The sequence below is a fragment of the Sphingomonas sp. Leaf407 genome (assembly GCF_001425385.1).
Lineage (GTDB): Bacteria > Pseudomonadota > Alphaproteobacteria > Sphingomonadales > Sphingomonadaceae > Sphingomonas.
The window spans coordinates 477199-495545 of record NZ_LMQO01000002.1 but is presented as its reverse complement, the minus strand read 5'-3'; the positions used below and the strand labels follow the sequence as shown (position 1 = coordinate 495545).

At 69.7% G+C, this 18347-nt stretch carries 12 protein-coding genes; 8 read left to right on the top strand and 4 right to left on the bottom strand.

Translation table 11 applies throughout. The features are described from left to right. The first annotated feature begins 123 nt into the window (after positions 1–123). Genes ASG37_RS08640 through pelF form a run of 8 tightly spaced genes read left to right on the top strand, consistent with a single transcriptional unit; the run spans position 124 to position 12909 of the window. Positions 124–4152, top strand: coding sequence for a cadherin domain-containing protein (locus tag ASG37_RS08640; protein ID WP_082448136.1), 4029 nt, complete (start codon positions 124–126; stop codon positions 4150–4152). A 45-nt stretch (positions 4153–4197) separates the two neighbouring features. Next, positions 4198–5595, top strand: coding sequence for an exopolysaccharide Pel transporter PelG (pelG, locus tag ASG37_RS08635; RefSeq protein ID WP_055758306.1), 1398 nt, complete (start codon positions 4198–4200; stop codon positions 5593–5595). A 2-nt stretch (positions 5596–5597) separates the two neighbouring features. Further along, complete coding sequence (locus ASG37_RS08630; RefSeq protein WP_055758303.1) at positions 5598–6461, top strand: endo alpha-1,4 polygalactosaminidase; 864 nt, start codon at positions 5598–5600, stop codon at positions 6459–6461. Then, complete coding sequence (locus tag ASG37_RS08625) at positions 6458–8185, top strand: hypothetical protein (RefSeq protein WP_055758299.1); 1728 nt, start codon at positions 6458–6460, stop codon at positions 8183–8185. Before ASG37_RS08630 ends, ASG37_RS08625 begins: the two co-directional genes overlap by 4 nt. Next, positions 8182–9657 (top strand): hypothetical protein, encoded by a 1476-nt coding sequence (locus tag ASG37_RS08620; protein WP_055758296.1) that lies wholly within the window; start codon positions 8182–8184, stop codon positions 9655–9657. The genes ASG37_RS08625 and ASG37_RS08620 overlap by 4 nt, the downstream gene beginning before the upstream one ends. Beyond that, entirely contained in the window at positions 9654–10595 is a 942-nt protein-coding gene (locus tag ASG37_RS08615; RefSeq protein ID WP_055758293.1) for a hypothetical protein, read from the top strand. Before ASG37_RS08620 ends, ASG37_RS08615 begins: the two co-directional genes overlap by 4 nt. Further along, complete coding sequence (locus tag ASG37_RS08610) at positions 10592–11431, top strand: hypothetical protein (RefSeq protein ID WP_156349081.1); 840 nt, start codon at positions 10592–10594, stop codon at positions 11429–11431. The genes ASG37_RS08615 and ASG37_RS08610 overlap by 4 nt, the downstream gene beginning before the upstream one ends. Further along, complete coding sequence (gene pelF / locus ASG37_RS08605; protein WP_082448200.1) at positions 11428–12909, top strand: GT4 family glycosyltransferase PelF; 1482 nt, start codon at positions 11428–11430, stop codon at positions 12907–12909. The genes ASG37_RS08610 and pelF overlap by 4 nt, the downstream gene beginning before the upstream one ends. Here the strand turns inward: pelF and ASG37_RS08600 are convergent. Genes ASG37_RS08600 through ASG37_RS08585 form a run of 4 tightly spaced genes read right to left on the bottom strand, consistent with a single transcriptional unit; the run spans position 12906 to position 18289 of the window. After that, positions 12906–13562, bottom strand: a complete 657-nt coding sequence (locus ASG37_RS08600; RefSeq protein WP_055758286.1) for an HPP family protein — start codon at positions 13560–13562, stop codon at positions 12906–12908. The genes pelF and ASG37_RS08600 overlap by 4 nt on opposite strands. A gap of 47 nt (positions 13563–13609) precedes the next feature. Continuing rightward, complete coding sequence (locus ASG37_RS08595; protein WP_055758284.1) at positions 13610–15160, bottom strand: TolC family outer membrane protein; 1551 nt, start codon at positions 15158–15160, stop codon at positions 13610–13612. After that, positions 15150–16526 (bottom strand): HlyD family type I secretion periplasmic adaptor subunit, encoded by a 1377-nt coding sequence (locus ASG37_RS08590; protein ID WP_055758281.1) that lies wholly within the window; start codon positions 16524–16526, stop codon positions 15150–15152. Before ASG37_RS08590 ends, ASG37_RS08595 begins: the two co-directional genes overlap by 11 nt. Further along, the gene (locus tag ASG37_RS08585) at positions 16526–18289 is read right to left on the bottom strand and encodes a type I secretion system permease/ATPase (RefSeq protein WP_055758279.1); all 1764 of its coding nucleotides are present in this window, start codon (positions 18287–18289) and stop codon (positions 16526–16528) included. The genes ASG37_RS08590 and ASG37_RS08585 overlap by 1 nt, the downstream gene beginning before the upstream one ends. Positions 18290–18347 lie beyond the last annotated feature (58 nt).

Below are 18347 nucleotides of genomic sequence, written 5' to 3'. Positions count from 1 at the left end.
CCCCGCGTGTCAGCGTGATACGGATTAACCATAGCAGCGACTTGCGACCGCCTTATGGATACTTGCGATACTAGTTGCGGGGTGCGAAGCGCCGTCCCATCGAATTCATGGGATTAGGTGGCAATGGCGAACGCGACTCCGATCACGCTCGACGGGAATCTGAACGACTGGAACCAGGCGGACCGGATCGACCGTGGGCTGGGCGAGGGCTATGCGATCTATGCCAAGAGCGACGGCGACACCTTCGCCTTCGCGCTGAAGGCGCCGGGCGTCATCGGTGCGAACACGACCGCGTGGCTCAACACCGATCGTAACGCGACCACCGGCCATCAGGTGTTCGGGTTCGCCGGCGGGGCGGAATACAACGTCAATTTCAACGGCGACGGCACCGTATCGCTCTATACCGGCAAGGCCGGCGAGACGCTGGTGCTCGCCAATCTCGAGGCGGTGTGGTCGGCGGACAAGTCGACCGTCGAGTTCCGCGTGCCCAAGGCGGCGATCGGCAATCCGCAGGCGATCGACACCATCTTCGACGTGAACGACGACGTGTTCCTGCCGGGCAATTATTCGTCGACGCCGTTCACCGTGTTCAACGACACCGGCATCGCCGCCGACCCGGCGCACCGCATCGCGATCGTGTGGTCGGAGTCGACCGCCAACGCCTATTTCAGCAAGACCGCCTATTCGCAGTTGTTCATGGCGGCGCAGAGCCAGGCGATGCAGGCGGGCGTGCCGTTCGACGTGCTGACCGAGAGCGATCTGACCAGCCTGTCGACGCTGGCAAAATATGACAGCATCGTCTTCCCCTCGTTCCGCAACGTCGATGCGAGCAAGGTCGACCTGATCGCGCAGACGCTGGAGCAGGCGACCAAGCAGTTCGGCATCGGCCTCGTCGCCGCCGGCGAGTTCATGACCAACGACCAGGCGGGCAACGCGCTGCCGGGCGACAGCTACAGCCGGATGAAGCTGTTGTTCGACGCAACGCGCGTGACCGGCGGCTTCCCGGCCGACGTGACGGTTCGGGCGACCGATCCCAACGGCACCGTGCTCGATGGCTATGCCGACGGACAGGTCGTGCATGAATATAAGGGCGTCGGCTGGAACGCCTTCAAGAGCGAGAGCAACACCGGCCAGACGATCGCGACCGCGACGGTGAACGGCGAAACCTATTCGGCGGCGATCGCGACGCAGACCGGCGGGCGCAACGTCATTTTCTCGTCCGAAGCGGTGATGGCCGACGAGAACATGCTGCAGAAGGCGATCGACTATTCGGTCCATGGCAGCGGCCTGTCGGTCGGTCTCCAGATGACGCGGCAGAGCGGCCTGTTCGCCTCGCGCGTCGACATGGACCAGAGCCAGGAGCGCGACGAGGTGAACCCGGAAGGCAATGCGCCGGGCATCTATGACAAGCTGATCCCGCTGCTCGCCGACTGGAAGGAAAAATACAACTTCGTCGGCAGCTATTACGTCAACATCGGCAACAGCCCGACGACGGGCCAGTCGACCGACTGGGCGGTGTCGCTGCCCTATTACAAAGCGCTGCTCGACATGGGCAACGAGATCGGGACGCACAGCTACACCCACCCGCACGACACCAACATCCTGACCCCCGATCAGGTCGCCTATGAATTCGGCCAGAGCCGTGCCGAATTGCAGAAGGCGATCAGCGACTTCATCGGCCGCGATGCGAAGGTGACGGGCGCGGCGGTGCCGGGCGCACCCGAACAGATCGCCACGTCGCAGGAAATCCTGAAATACGTGCAGTATCTGTCGGGCGGCTATTCGGGGGTCGGCGCGGGCTATCCCAACGCCATCGGCTTCATGAACCCCGACAATGCGAAGTCGGGCCAGGTCTATATCGCGCCGAACACCTCGTTCGATTTCTCGCTGATCGAGTTCCAGAAGAAGACCGTCGCCGAGGCGCAGGCGGTGTGGGCCAAGGAATTCGCGACGCTGACCGCCAATGGCGACGCGCCGGTGGTGGTGTGGCCGTGGCACGATTACGGCCCGACGATGTGGTCGGCCGACGGTCAGGCGAGCGCCTATACCCAGGCGATGTTTACCGAATTCGTCGCGATGGCCGCCAAGAGCGGCATCGAATTCGTGACTCTCGCCGATCTGGCCGCGCGGGTGCAGGCGTTCGATCAGGCAAGCATCGTCACCAACGTGGTCGGCGACACGATCACCGCCAACGTCACCTCGCCGCTCGGCACCGGCGTGTTCGCGCTCGACGTCGACGGGCAGAAGACGGGGCAGGTCATCCAGAGCGTCACCGGCTGGTATGCGTACAGCGGCGACAAGGTGTTCCTGCCGATGGCGGGCGGCACCTTCGAGATCAAGATGGGCGCGGCGGCCGACGACGTGACCCACATCACCGAGCTGCCGATGCGCGCGTCGCTGCAATCGGTGACGGGCGACGGCAAGGACATCAGCTTCACCGCCGAGGGCGAGGGCAAGGTCAAGATCGACCTGAAGGCGCCGGGCACCAACTGGATCACGGTCGAGGGTGGCAAGCTCGAATCGCTGATCGGCGAGGTCGCGACGATCGATCTGGGCGCGATCGGCAGCCATGTCGTGAAGCTGCAGCAGATCGCCAACGCCGGCCCGACGATCACCTCGGCCGGCGGCGGCGACTGGGGCCAGATGACGCTGACCGAGAACAGCACGATCGTCGGCGCGGTCATCGCCACCGATCCGAACGTCGCGCAGGGCGACACGATCCGCTATTCGATCGGCGAGGGCGGCGAAGGCCGGCTGTTCGAGATCGACCCGGTGACGGGCGTGCTGAAGTTCATCAAGGCCCCCGATTTCGAGAACCCGCAGGATTCGAACCGCGACAACATCTATGACGTCACCGTCGTCGCCACCGATGCGCGCGGCGTGGTCGACAAGCAGTTGCTGTGGGTGAACGTCAAGAACGCGGTCGAACAGACCGGCGGGCCGACGATCACCTCGTTCGCGGGCAGCGATGCGGCATGGGTTCCGGCGATCAACGAGAACACCACCGCCGTCGCGACCGTCGTCGCGACCGACCCGGACCTGCGCGACGGCGACAGCGTGCGCTATTCGATCGAGCCGGGTCGTGAAGGCCATCTGTTCAATGTCGATCCGGTGACCGGCGTGGTGACGTTCAAGAACGCCCCCGATTTCGAGAACCCGCAGGATTCGGACCGCAACAACATCTATGACGTGACCGTCGTCGCGACCGATTCGTTCGGTGCGACCGACAAGCAACTGTTGTACGTGACGGTCAGGAACGTGTTCGAACAGACCGGCGGACCGACGATCACCTCGTCGGGGGGCGGCGACAACGGATCGATCTCGGTGAACGAGAACACGGCCGCGGTCGCGACCGTCACCGCGACCGACCCCAATCTGCGCGACGGCGACAGCATCCGTTATTCGATCGCGGCAGGGGGCGAGGGATCGCTGTTCAATATCGATCCGGTGAGCGGCGTGCTGACGTTCAAGACCGCGCCCGATTTCGAGAACCCGCAGGATTCCGATCGCAACAACATCTATGACGTGACCGTCGTCGCGACCGATTCCTACGGCGTCAGCGACAAGCAGTTGCTGTGGGTGTTCGTGAAGGACGTCGTCGGGCTGAACCAGACCGGAACGATCTTTTCCGAAACGATGAACGGCACCAGCGAGCAGGACATGCTCAACGGGAGCTGGGGCAACGACGTGCTGAACGGCCTTGGCGGCAACGACACGCTGATCGGCGGCGACGGGCGCGACACGCTGAACGGTGGCGACGGCAACGACACGCTGATCGGCGGCGACGACCGCGACGTCATGACCGGTGGTGCCGGCGCCGACGTGTTCCGGTTCGAGCGCAGCGGCGATTCGCTGACGTCGTCGTCGCTGCGCGATGTCATCACCGATTTCCGTTCGGGCGAGGACAAGATCGACCTGTCGGCGATCGACGCCAACACGTCGTCGTTGGCGCGCGGAGATCAGGCGTTCAGCCTGCTCGGCAACGCCGGCGCGAAGTTCACCGGCGCGGCGCAGCTCCGCTTCAGCTTCCAGATGATCGACGGCAAGGAATATACCGTCGTCGAGGGCAATACCGGGGTCGGCAGCGTCGCCGACTTCTCGATCGCGCTGCTCGGCCACCACAATCTGACCGCCAACGACTTCTTCCTGTAAGGCACTGTTACGAAACCCCGGCTATGGCCGGGGTAGAGGACGGTCATGGCGGGTATCGGGTTTCAACTGGCGCGGGTGGCGCGCGAGGGCGGGGTCGGCGGGATCGCCGGGGCCGCCGTGCATGGCGCGATCATCAGTTCGGGGCCGTGGCTCATCACCGCAGGCGCGATGATCCTGCTCGAACGCTGGGCGGCGCATCACCTGAGCGGCGATGCCGCGCATGTCGTGCAGACGGTGCTGATCTATGCGTTCAGCCTGTCGGCGCTGGCCGCCGCGCCGATCGGCCTCGTCGCGACGCGGCTGGTCGCCGATCGCATCTTCGCGCGCGACGCGGCGGCGATCCCCGGCATCCTGCTGGTCGCGCTGGCGGCGGGGGGCGCGATCGGGCTGGCGGCAGGCGTCATCCTGTTCGCGCTGCTGGCCGGATTGTCGCTGTGGCCGGCGCTGCTGTCGGCAGTGACGCTGGCGTGGCTGACGCAGATCTGGATCGCGGCGCCGATGCTGACCACGCTCAACCGGTTCCGCGCGGTGCCCGCCGCCTATCTGCTCGGCATCGCGCTGTCGACCGGGGTCCTGCTGCTGATCCCGCACGCCGGGCTGACGAGCGTGCTGGCGGTGGTGACGCTGGGGATCGGCACGACGCTGGGCGCGATCCTGTTGCTGTTGCGCCGCCATTTCGCGGGCGATCCGGTGCTGCCCTCTCCGCAAGCAATGCCAAGGCGGCTGGCGACGATCATCGCGCTGGCCGGGGTGGCCGGGGTCGCGGCGATCTGGATCGACAAATGGATTTTGTGGTTCGGTCCTGAAAGTGGCTGGGCGCTGGGGCTGTTGCGGCTCAATCCGATCAACGACGAGGGCAGTTTCCTCGGCCTGCTGACGATCGTGCCGGGGCTGACGCTGCTGCTGATCGTCACCGAGACGCGGTTCGACCGGGCGTTCGGCAGCATGCTGGCGCGCTGTACCGGCACGTCGACGATGGAGCGGATCGAGGAGGCGCGCGGCGACGTGGTGCGCACGATGATCGACGGTATCCGCCTGCTGGTGCTGGTGCAGTTGCTGGTCGCGGCGCTGGCATGGGTGCTAGCGGTGCCGCTGTTCGACCTGATCGGCGCGGACATGCGCGCGATCTTCGCGTTTCGCCAGACTTCGGCGGGGGTCGTGTTCCACCTGATCGCGATCGCGACCACGGTGGTGCTCGCCTATTACGACCTGTTCGGGCGCATCCTGGCGACATGGACCGCCTTTGCGATCGGCAGCGCGATCGCCACCTGGGCGCAGTTCGATGCGGGGTTCGCGGCGTTCGGCTGGGGCTATATGGCGGGCGCGGTGGTCGGTGCGTCGGTCGGCATCGCGCTGGTCGCGGAGGCGAGCGTGAACCTGACGTACCTGTTGTTCGTCGGTAACAATCCCGCGGTCGTCGGGCACGGAGGGCGTTGGTTGTGACGATGATCGGACGGCGGCGGCTGATGACGCTGGGCGCGGGCGCCATGGCGCTGACCGTGGCGCTGCGCCGTCGCGCCGAAGGCAGTCCGCCCGCGACGCTGCGCTGGGCGGTCGATTATGGTGCGGCGAGCGTGCCCGCCGTGGCGCAGGGCTATGGCCTGCTCGTCCTGGAGCCGCATCACGCCCGGCCGATCGCGCCGCTGCGCGGGCCGGGGTCGAAGCTGCTCGGCTATGTCAGCTTCGGCGAGGTCGAGCGGCAGCGCCCCTATTTCGCCGCGCTGGACAAGGCCGGCGCACTCGGCAAGCCCAACCCGCACTGGCCCGACGCGCGCTTCGTCGACCTGCGCCATCCGGCGTGGACGAACGCGGTGATCGATACGATCGTGCCGGCGATATTGGCCAAGGGTTATGACGGAATCTTCATCGATACGATGGATAACGCCGAGGCAATGGAACGGCAGGACCCGATCAGGAACAAGGCCATGGTGCAGGCAGGGGCCGCGCTGATCGCCGCCGTGCGCGCGCGGTTTCCCGCGATTCGCATCATGCTGAACCGGGGCTATGCCCTGCTCGATTCGGTCGCGCCGAGCATCGACCATGTGCTGGGCGAGGCGATGGCGACGCGGTGGAACTTCGCGACCAAGGCGTATGAAACCCTGTCGGAGAGCGACTGGCAGTGGCAGGCCGACCGGCTCCGGCGTGCCGCCGCGATCAATCCCCGGCTGGCGCTGCATACGCTCGATTACTGGGACCCCGCCGATCCGACCGCCGTCGCCGCGCTCTATGCCCGCGAACGGGCGGCGGGGTTCCTCCCCTATGTCTCGACGCTGGCGCTCGACCGGTTGTGGCCGGAGCCGGGTAGATGAGGGCGGCACCCGACCGGTGGCTGGCGATCGGCGTGCCGGTGGTCGCGGGGCTGGCGATCCTTGCCGCCGCCGCGCTGCTGCTGCCTGGACCGCTGGAGGTGCTGCATGTCGAACGGCGCGCAAGGCCGCCGATCGTCGTGTCGGTCGCGGTGCCGCCGCCGGCGCGGCCCACGCCGGTGATCCCGCTCGACCGTCCGCCGCCGCTGCCGGCGATCGCCGCGCAGATCGCGACCGCCGATGCCGCGACGCTGGCGGCGCTGACCCAGCGGCTGATCGACGCGGGCGAGAAGGTGACGACGCTGCAGGTCGCCTATGACCTTGCCGCCGCCGGGCGCGGGCCGGTGGCGCTCGCCTATCTGGCGGCGCGGCCCGACGGGGCGAGCGCGGCGAGTTGGCCGCTGAGGATGGACCTGCTGGCAAAGGCCGGGCGGAAGGACGAGGCGGCGGCGCTGCTGGCGCGGACGGTCGAGGGACGCGGCGAGGTGCCCGCCCCGGCGATCGTCGCGGCGGCCTATGCGCTCGACCGGCCCGACCTACTGGTGCGCGCGGCGCAGGCCGGGGCGATTCCCCGGCCCGATGCGGCGCTGACGCTCGACCTCGTCCAGCGGCTGGAGCAGCGGAAACGCTATGACCTGATTGCGACGCTCGACCGGGTCAGCAGCGACTGGCGCGCGAAGGACCCGTGGACCGCGATCCGGGTGGCGCAGGCGCGTGGCGACCGGGCGGGCGCGCTCGCGGCGGCGGGGATGCTGCCGCCCGCGCAGGTCGAGGCGGCGCGCGAGGCGATTCTTGCCCAAGCCGGCGACAAGGCGGGGTTGCGCGCGCAGGTGATGGCGCGTGCCGGGGCGAGCGGGGCCGATCTGCCGATACTCGCCGAACGGTTGCTGGCGCTGGGCGCGCGCGACGATGCGACCGCGCTGCTGATGCGCGCGTCGGCGACCGGCGGGACCGATCGCGCGGCGGCCAGGCGGTTGCTGTATTTGCTGGGACCAAGGCCCGATGCCCGCGATCTGGCGTGGTTGCGGCAGCGCACGCTGAGCGGCGACGCCGACGAACAGCGGCAATGGCTGAGCGCCTATGCCGAGCGCGACCGCCCGGCCGAGGCGCTGGCGTTCCTTGGCCGCCATCCGCTGGCCGACAGGAACGAGACGTTGCTGACCCGGCTGACGCTGGCCAATGCGGCGGGCGATGGCGCGGGCGCGCGGGCAGTGCTGGCGCGGCTGCTCGACGGGCGGGCGCTGTCGGTCGATCAGTTGCGCGCGGCGAGCGGCGCGACCCCGCGCCGCGTCGATCCGGCGCAGGCGGCGGCGCTGGCGCGTGCGCGGATCGCGGCGGGAATCGCCTTCCCCCGCGACCGGATCGATCTGGCGTGGAGTGCGTGGAACGGTGGCGATGCCGCACGGACGATCGCGTTGTTGCGCGATCATCTGGGCGATCATCCGAACGATGTCGCCGCGATCCGGCTGATGGCCGATGCGCAGGCCAAGGCGAACGGCGCAGGCGCGGCGCGGCCGTGGCTGGAACGTGCGCTGGCCGCGACGCCCGAGGCGGGGCGGACCCGCGCCGAACTGCTCGACCGGCTGGGGCGCGGGCGCGAGGCGGTGGCGATGGTCGAGGCGCTGCGCGACGCCGATCCCGCCGACCGGACGCTGGCCAATCTTCATGCCCGGCTGCTGATCGCGCAGGGGCAGCCGGGGCGTGCGCGAATGGTGCTGGCACAATGATCTTCCTCGCCCTTCTCGCCGCGCAGGCACCAATGCTGCGCGTGCCCCCCGCCGTGCTGAGCGACGCCCGCGTCGTCGGCGACGGCGCACGGCTGGTGTGGCGGCCGGGCACCGCGATCGCCGCCGAGGCGCGGGATGGCGAACTGGTCGTGCGGTCCGACCAGCCGATCGACGACGCGGCGATCGATGCGTTTCGCGCCGCCGCCGGCGATGCGATCGGCGACCTGCGCTGGAACGACGACAGCCTCGTCCTGCGTCCCGCCGCCGGGTGGGACATGACGTGGCGCGCCAGCGGATCGGCGATTGCGATCGTCTTTGCCGCGCATGCCGATGACATCGTCGTCGACGCGCCCGACCAGCCAGTCGAACTCGACACGCGGCTGCTGGCGATCGAGGCGGATGTCGCGGCGGGCTATCCGGGACAGGGACGTCGCGCTGCCGAGGCCCTGGCGCACGCCTATCCCGACGATCCGCGCGTCGGGCGGATCGTCGCCGACGCGCGCAACGCCGATGGCGACCTGCGCGGCGCGGCCAAGGCGTATCGCCGGATCGGCGCGACCGATCGCACCGCGCGCCGCGCACAGGCGTTCGCGCCTGGCACGGCCAGCGTCGGCGCGACGCTGCGCAGCGGTGGCGACTTGTCGCAGGTCGAGAGCGCGGCGCGCGCCGATGTAGCCGTGGGCGACACGCTGACGCTGGGCGGCGGGGTGCGCGCGGTCGCCAGCCGGGTCGATACCGGCACGCGGCGCGAAAGTTACGTCGACCCGATCGTCGATCTGGCGGCGACCGCGCGGGTGGGCGACGCGACGCGGGTGCAGGCGGTGCTGGCCGGCGCGATCGACAGCGGCGTTACCGGCGGCGGCGTGCGCGTGACCGCTGGCTCGGCCGAGGCACAATGGCGCGCCGCGCTGCTGCTGCACCAGCCCGATTATTCGACGGTCGAACAGTCGATCGGCGGCGGGCATCTGTCGCGGATCACCGCCGGTGGTGGCTATCGCATCGCGCCCGGCCTCGTTGGGCAGATCGACGTCGGGGCCAATCGCTACGGCCTCGCCGGCATGGGCGGGGCGAGCGACACGCTGACGCTGGCCGGCGGGCTCGACTATATCGTGCGGCGCGGCGGCATCGCGTTCGGCCTCACCTATCGGCTGGAAGGCGAATATGTCCAGCGGCTGCGCCGCTATGGCGACGGCAGCGCGATCGTCGATCTGGTGAACCGCGAGAATCATACGCTGCAAGGGTTGCTCAGCGGCGCGTTCGGCGAGGCGCAACTGACCGGCCTTGCCGGCTGGACGGTCGATCGCTTCGGCGGCAACGGCCCCAATGCCAGCCTCGGCCTCAACCTGCCGGTCGCGACCGCGTGGCGGATCGAGGCGAGCGGCGGCATCACCTCGATCGCGCGGCCGGGCTTTCCCGGCGAACAGGTGTTCGCGCGCGCACAGGTCAGCCGCGGGCTGGGGAACGGACGATGACCGCGACCCGGAAACGCATCGGCCGGATCGCCGCCGAACTGGTCGTCGGGTTCGGCGCGCTGTTGCTGCTCGACCGGCTGCTCGGCACCGGCGGCGCGTTCGCGAAGGTGCAGCCCAATCCGCTGTGGCTGCCGGTGCTGGTCATGGCGCTGGCCTATGGCACGATGCCCGCATTGGCGGCGGCGGCGATCGCTTCGGCGCTGTGGCTGCTCCATGCCGCGCCGGGCGCGGCGGAGCGCGATTATCTCGACCATCTGTTCCACCTGTCGCTGCCGCCGCTGTTGTGGTTCGTAGCGGCGGTGGCGGTGGGCGAGGTGACGATGTTGCGCACCGCACGCTACCATCTGCTCGACCGGCGGGCCAGCGTCGCGCGGCGCAACGTCGCGCGGCTGACCGAAGCGTTCCACCGCCTTGCCCGCACCAACCGCACGCTGCAGGTCGAGGTGGCGACCGACCCGCGCACGCTCGGCCATGTCGTCGCCACCGCCAGCAGGCTGGGCTCGAGCGATCCGGCCGAGCGGCGTGTCGCATTGGCCGCGCTGATCGCGATGGCGGCGCGCAGCGAGGATTTCACCTGCTACCGCTTCGCCGGGACCGAGGCGCGCGCATGGCTGCGCGGGGCCAGCGCGATGACCCGGCCCGAGGTGCTGCCCGACGCGCTGGCGACGTTGGCGCGGCGGCGGCAGGGGCCGATCCATGTCGGCCGTCGCGCCGACCGGCCTGCGCTGGCGGGGATCGGCGTCGTCGCCATTCCACTGGCGCAGGTGGAAAGCGGGCGGATCGCCGGCTGTCTGGTGATCCACGCCCTGCCGTTCGCCGCACTCAACGCCCATGCGCTGGCGGAGATGGCCGAGATCGGCGGCTGGCTGACCCCGCTCATCACCGTGCGCGAGCGCGGCAACGCGACGATGATCCAGCCGTCGGGGCGTGTCGCGTGAGAGTGGCGTTGCCGGTGGCGGCGGCGATCGACCTTGGCGTCATCGCGTTCGGCGTGGTCGGCGGCGGCGCGGTGGTGCTGGCGGCGCATGCGCTGCTGGTCGCGGTCGGCTATGCCTTGTGGCTGCGCGAGGGGCGGCGGGTCGATTTCGCGTCCGCCATGGCCGGCATCTTCGGGCCGGCGGCGTTGCTGCTGGTCGGCTGGATCATCGTCCATCTGCCGCGGGTCGAGCGTCCGCCGTTGCCGCTGCCCGAACTAGCGGCGCGCGCCCGGCCGGGGCAGCGCGGGGCAAGCCTCGCGGTCGCGCGGATGCTCGACGGGCGGGTGCTCCATGCCGAGGCGGAGACGCTCCATTCGCTGGTGACGGTGATGCGCCACGGCCATGTCGCCGAGCGCCGCCGCGCGCTGGAGACGGTGGTGCGATCGTTCCAGCCGGCGCTCTCGCCGCTGATCGCGCTGGCGCTGACCGACAGCGACCAGACGATCCGCGCGCTGGCCGCCGCCGCATCCGCGCGGGTGGTACAGAATCTGGCGGTCGGCCGCGCGGCACTGGAGGCCGATGCGGCGGACAGGGAAACCCGCGCGACGCTGATCGCGCTGCTGGCCGATCATGCCCGCGCCAATGTGCTGCTGTCCGATTCGCAGCGCGGGCATCTGCGCGACGATGCGCTGGCCTTGCTGGACGACGACAATGCGGACGCGGTGCGGGTCGAGGCGCTGTGGGCGGCGGGCGACTATGCCGCGATCGACGCGCTGGTCGCAGGCGCCGACCGGCCGGTCGGCGGCGAGCGCATGGCGCAGGCAAGCGCATGGTGGCGGGACAGCGCGGCGGCATGAGCGACGACATGCGTGACGGGCGCGAGGTCGACATCTGCCTGATCGTCGAGGGGGCCTACCCCTATGTCGTCGGCGGGGTGTCGGGATGGTTGCAGGACCTGATCGCCAACCTGCCCGACATCCGCTTCGCGATCGTCGCGATCAAGCCATCGGCGGCCCCCCTGCCCTTTCAACTGACCCCGCCGCCCAATGTTGTGCAGGTCGTCGAGATCGGCCTCGCCCCCGAAACCGCGATGCCGCGCGGCCTGCCGCGTGCCCATGCGACAGCAATCGCCGACGCGCTGATCGAATTCGTCGCGGTGGGCGGGGCGGCGACGCTCGGCAAACTGATCGACCTGCTGGACGAGGGCACCCGGCGGCTGACCCCCGGCGATATTCTGGCGCATCCCGCCACCTTCGCCCGGTTGAAGCGCCATTATCAGGCGCTGTTGCCCAAGGCGTCGTTCCACCATTATTTCTGGGCGATGCGCGTGCTGCTCGGCGGATTGCTGGCGGTGCTGACCGCGCCGTTGCCCCGGGCGCGGGCCTATCACACCATCTCGACCGGCTTTGCCGGGCTGCTGGCGGCGCGCGCGGCGCGGGTGACGGGGCGGCCATCGTTCATCACCGAACATGGCATCTATCTGCTCGAACGCCAGATCGAGGTGATGATGGCCGAATGGATCGGCGATCAGGTCGACACGGGACTCGAGATGGACCGCACCGTGCGCGATCTGCGCGACCTGTGGGTGCGTGCCTTCACCAGCTATGCCACCGCCTGCTACGACGCCTGCGATCCGATCGTCGCGCTATACGGTGAGAACAACGCGGTGCAGCGGCGGCTGGGGGCGGCGGCGGACCGGGTGCGGGTGATCCCCAACGGTATCGACGCGCGCCGCTTCGCGCATCTGGCCGATGCGCGCGATCCCGATCACCCGCTGGTGGCGCTGCTCGGCCGGGTGGTGCCGATCAAGGACATCAAGACCTTCATCCGCGCCTGCGCCATCGCCCATGCCGACAAGCCGCATCTGCGCTTCGTGGTGCTGGGGCCGGAGGACGAGGACCCCGAATATGCCGCCGAATGCACGCGCCTCGTCGCCGACCTGAAGCTGGGCGACGTGCTGACCTTCGCCGGGCGCGTGAAGATCGAGGAATGGATGAACCGCATCGACCTGCTGGTGCTGACCAGCCTGTCCGAAGCGCAGCCGCTCGTCATCCTCGAAGGGGGGGCGTGCGGCATCCCGGTGGTCGCGCCCGATGTCGGCAGTTGCCGCGAGATGATCGAGGGACGCGGCGCGCATGATCCGGGACATGGCGGGATCGTCACCCCGCTGGTCAATCCGCAGGCGACGGCGGCGGGCATCTGCGCGATCGCCGGCGAACCGACCGTCCGCTGGGAAATGGGTGAGGCGATGCGGCGGCGGGTGCTGCGCGATTACGACCACCCGACGATCATCGGCGCGTACCGCGATCTCTATGCGGAACTGGCCGGGCGCTAACGCCGCCGCCCGGCCGCATGGCGTTCGGCATGGGCGAGCAGCGCGTCCAGATCCTCGCGCGCAATGTCGAAGCTTTCGTGCATGTCGGCCAGCGCCGCGTCGATGTCGGCAGGGTCGAGCGTGACCGGCAGCGGGGCAGGCATGGCGCGGTGCGGATAGCTGCGCAGGGTCGCGCGGTGCCAGACCATCGCGAGGCTGACGAGCGCAATCGAATTGATGCCGACCGGTGCGAAGGCGAAGGCATAGCCCGCGTCATGCACGCCCGCGCTGCCGATCACGGCGGTCAGCGCCGCCGCGCCGCCGGGGGGATGCAGGCACCGCAGCAGCGACATCAGCGCGATCGCCGCCCCGACCGCGACCCCGGCCGCGACCTCGACGTTGGGGATCAGGTCGAACGCTGCCACCCCGACCAATGTCGAGAGGATATTGCCGCCGAGCACCGGCCATGGCTGCGCCAGCGGGCTGGCCGGCACCGCGAAGACCAGCACGGCGGAGGCCCCCAGCGGCGCGACGATGATCGGCAGATCGGAGCCAAGCGCAGGGAGCCCGGCGCACACCACCATCGTCAGCGCGATGCCGATCCCGGCACCGACACAGGCGATCAGCCGGGGGAGCAGGGTCGTGCCGGGCAGCAGCGGTTTGAAGAAGGTCATGGGGCTGCCGCCTAGCGGGGGAAGCCCCGGAGCGGCAACGAGTTTTGCTATCCGGTCACGCCGCTGTCGTTGAGGTCGGCGATCACCGGATTGGGCAGCAGCGGCAGCGCAGTGCCGAGTGGTCCTTGCGGCGGCGAGGCGGTGGCGGGACGCAGGACCGGGTCGGTCGCGACCGGCAGCGGCGGTTGGGGCACGAAGGCGCTGCCGGGCATCTGCGCGCGGTCGATCGCCGCCAGCACCGGGTCGAGTGGGCCGATCACCGCCCGCCGCGCCTCGCGGGTGTTGGCGGTGGCGTCATAGGTCGGCACCCCCTGCCCCAGCGCTGCCGCCTGCAACCGGCCGAGCGTGGCGAGGAGACGCGCCTGCGCCGAATAGGCCGAATAGGTGGCATTCGTCAGCACCAGTTGCGCGTTCAGCAGCCGCTGTTCCGAATCGAGCACCTCGAAATTCGAGCGGAACCCCTCGGCGAAGCCGCGTTGCACGCCGGTCAGCGCTTCTTGCGCCGCGCCGCTCGCGATCCGGCCCGATTCGGCGGCGGTCGTCGCGGCGATCGACTGGTTCCACGCATCCTGCGTCTGTGCCAGCGCCTGCCGCCGGGCGCTTTCGATCTCGAAACCCAGCCGTTCGCGATCCGCCTGCGCCGCGCGGATGCGCGATCCGATGACCCCACCGGCGATCAGCGGCATGGTGAGCGTCACCCCGCCGCTGGCCTGCGCGCCCAGATCGCGCGTCTGGAAACTGCCCGCCGTCCCGTAACCATAGCCGCCCGACAGCGCCACGACCGGCGCGCGTTCGGCGCGTTCGGCGGCCACCCGCGCGTCGCCGGCGCGCGCGGCCAGTAACGCCTCGCCGATCGCCGGGCTTTCGCGCTGGGCGATGGCGAAGGCGGCGTCGAGCGAGAGCGGCAGCCCGGTCAGCACCGGCGGTTCGGCGAGCGTGCCCGGCGTCCGCCCGACCACCGTCGCGAACCGCGCGCGGCTGACCTGAAGGTTGGCCTCGCTCTGCGCCAGTTGCGCGCGGATGATCTCGGCCTGCGCGCGCGCCTGCGCGATGTCGGTGCGGGTCAGGTCGCCGCCGCGTTCGCGCGCGATCGCCTGCGCGACCTGCCGGCCATAGCTGTCGAGCGAGCGGCGCTGGATCGCCACCAGATCGCTGTCGCGCCGGACCGAGACATAGGAATCGACGACTTCGAACAGGATCGCGTTTTCCACCTGTCGCAGCCGTTCGCGCGCGGCCAGCACCCGTGCCTCGGCGACCGAGACCTGCGCGGCGGTGCGCCCGCCGTTCAGCAATATCTGTTGCGCGCTCAGCGTCGCGGCCATCGTCCGGCTGCGGTTGGTGACGAAATCGTCGAGCAGGTTGCGCTGGTCGGCGGAGCGATATTGCAGCGCCATGTTCAGACCAACCGTGGGCCGGTACGGCGCGCCCGCCTGCACGATCGTCTCGTCGAGGCTGCGCAGCTCGGCGCGCTGCGCATCGAGCGTCGGATTGCTGCGATAGGCGTCGGCGATCGCCTGGACCAGTGAGTCCTGCGCCTGCGCCGGGGTGGCGAGAACGAAGAGCGCGACGAGCGGAAGGGTGCGGAGATTACCGTTCATGGAGCGACCGTGAAAAAGCCTCGGTGAGCGGATCGAGCATATATTGCAGCGCGGTGCGGGCGCGCAGTTTCACCGTTACCTGCACCGGCACGCCGGGGCGGATGCCGGTGTCACGCCCACGCACCGCCTCGATCTCGGCGATCTGGCTGCGCGGCACAGTGATTTCGGCACTGAAATAGCTGCGGCCGCTTGCCTCGTCGCGCAGCGCGTCGGCCGATACGGTGGCGACGGTACCGAGCAGGATCGGCAGATCGCGTTCGTGCAGCGACAGGAACTTCACCTCCGCCTCACGCCCCGGCACCACCCCGTCAATATCGGTCGGCAGGAATGTGGCGCGGATGACGAGCGGCGCGGCATCGGGCACGATGTCGAGGATCGGCTGTCCCGCCTGGATGACGCCACCGACCGAGAACACCCGCAGGCCGACGACCCGCCCGCTGACCGGCGCGCGGATTTCGGTGCGCGCCAGTTGCTCGCGCGCCGCCGCCCATTTGGGCAGCGCCTCGTTCAACTGGAACTGGGTATCGCGCAGCAGCCCGGCCGAATCCTCGACATAGCGCCGCCGCGTCTGCACCTGTTCGGCACGCGCCTGGCCGATCTGTTCGCGCGCCGCCGCGACGCGCGAGGCATAGTCGCCATCGGCCCCGTCGAGTTGCTGGATCGATCGTTCGATCGCGCGCACCGTGTTGCGCGAGACATAGCCCTGATCGGCCAGCCGCTTCGTGCTGTCGAGCTGTTGCTGGAGCGACTGGCGCTGGCGTTCGGTGGCGCGGGCCTGTGCCGCGAAACCACTCGATTGCTGGGCGACGCCCGCCGCCTGTTGTTGCAGCACCGCGCCGTTGGCGGCGAGCGCGGAGGCGCGGGCGGCGGCTTGTGCGAGCTGCAACGATTTGGCGCGTTCGACGAGCCGGGCGTCGTCGCCGGTGGCACGGGCGAACTCCGCGGGCCACTGGACCGGTTGCCCGCGCACATCGGCTTCGAGCCGGGCGCGTTGTGCCTGAAGATCGATGACGCTGGCCGCCAGCGCGCGTTCGGTCGCGGCGACTTCGGCCCCTTCGAGGCGGAAGAGCAGATCGCCGGCGCGGACATGCTGGCCATCGCGCACGGCCATCGCGCGGACGATGCCGCCGTCGCGGTGCTGCACCGTCTGGCGATTGCCCGCGACGACGATCTGCCCCTCGCCCGCCGCCGCCGCATCGAGGCGAGCGAACGCCGCCCAGCCGAGCCCGACGACGAAGAACAGCACGGCGATGACGACGCCGATCCGTACCGCATGACGCGGCGAATCGTCGAGCGCGAGGTCCTGCGCGATCCGTGCATAGACCGCGTCCTGCCGGCGGTCGGCGGGGATGATCGTGCCGTCCATCAGCGTGCTCCCCCCGCGGCGGCGGGCGGCGGGGTGACGCTTTGCGGCGTGGCGGGGCCACGGATCACGCGGTCGCGATCGTCGAACAACTGGATACGCCCGTCCTTCAGCAACAATATCTTGTCGACCGCCTGCAACAGCCCGGTGCGGTGCGTCGAGACGACCACGGTCGCGCCGCGCGTGCGCAGCGATTCGAGCGTCTGGACCAGCCGCGCCTCGCCCTCGCTGTCGAGGTGGGCGTTGGGTTCGTCGAGGAACAGGATCGCCGGTTCGCCGTACAGCGCGCGGGCCAGCGCCACCGCCTGCCCCTGCCCCGCCGACAGCCCGGCACCGTCGCCCATCGACAGCATCGTGCCATAGCCCTGTGGCAGCCCGAGGATCAGGTGGTGCGCGCCTGCCCGCGTCGCGGCGGCGACCACGCGCTCGTCGATTTCGGGACCGTCGCCGGCCAACACCGCCTGAAACCGCGAGATATTGGCATGGACCGTCGTCGGAAACAGCGACGGCGACTGCGGCATATAGCCCAGATGCCGGCCGAGTTGTTCGCGGTTCCAGTCGGCCAGCGCCGCGCCGTCGATCCGCACCTCGCCGCTTTCGGGCGACAGCGCGCCCGCCAGTGCGCGCAGCAGCGTCGACTTGCCAGCACCACTGGGACCGACCAGCGCGACGATCTCACCCGGCTGGATCGAGAAGGTCAGGTCGGACAGGATTTCGCGGTCGCTGTTCGGCGCGCGTACCGTCAGCGCGCGCACGTCGATCCGCCCTTCGGGCGCGGGCAGCGTCGTCACGGTGGTGCCGGGTTCGGGCAGGTCGCAAAAGGCGGTAAGGTTCGTCCATGCCTGTCGCGCGCTGGCCAGCGGTTTCAGCGCGCCCAATATCTGTTCGACCGGCTGCAATGCCCGACCGAGCAGCAGCGAGGCGGCGAAGATCGCCCCGCCCGAAATATCCTGCCGGATGGCGAGCAGCGCGCCCAGCGCCAGCGCGAGCGATTGCAGCAACAGCCGCAGGAACTTGGTGATCCCAAGGAAACGCGACTGCATCGCCGCGATCCCCGCCTGCCGCCGCACCAGATCGGCGCGTTCGAGCAGGTGGCGGGTGACGAGCGCGTTGCGCATGCCCAGCACCCGCGCGACCTCCGCCATGTGGATCGAAAAATCCTGTTCGCGATTGGCCAGCACCGCGCGGGCATTGGCGTCGCGCATCGCGGTGGCGGTCGCGCGGTCGCTGGACCATGCCAGCGTGGCGAGAACGATCGAGCTGACCAGCGCCAGCACGCCGATCCACGGATGGAGCAGGAACGAGATCAGGATATAGATCGGCGCCCATGGCGCATCGAACAGCGCGACCATGATCGGCCCGGTCATCGTACCGCGCAGCGTGTCGAAATCGCGCAGCGTCTGCATCCGCTGGCTGCCCGTCCCCACGTCGCTGCCCATGATGCGCAGCAGGATACCGGGCGCGGCACGCCGTTCCAGCCGCATCGATGCGCGCAGCAGCAACCGCATCCGCACCGCGTCCAGCACCGCGAAGACGACCAGCGACACCGCCAGGATCAATGTCAGCAGCAGCAGCGTCGTCTCGCCCCGCGTCGGCACGACCCGGTCATAGACCTGGAGCATGAAGATCGACGGCACGAGATAGAGGATGTTGACCAACCCCGAGAACAGCGCCGCCGCCCACAGGTGACGACGACACCGCCGCACGGTTTCGTGCAGCAGATTGCCGGAGGGGGCGGACGCGGACAGCGGAACCGGGCGGGACATGGGGGCACCGTGACGCAAAAAGGTTAAAAGCTGGCTTGCAAACGATGAACACCGGCCG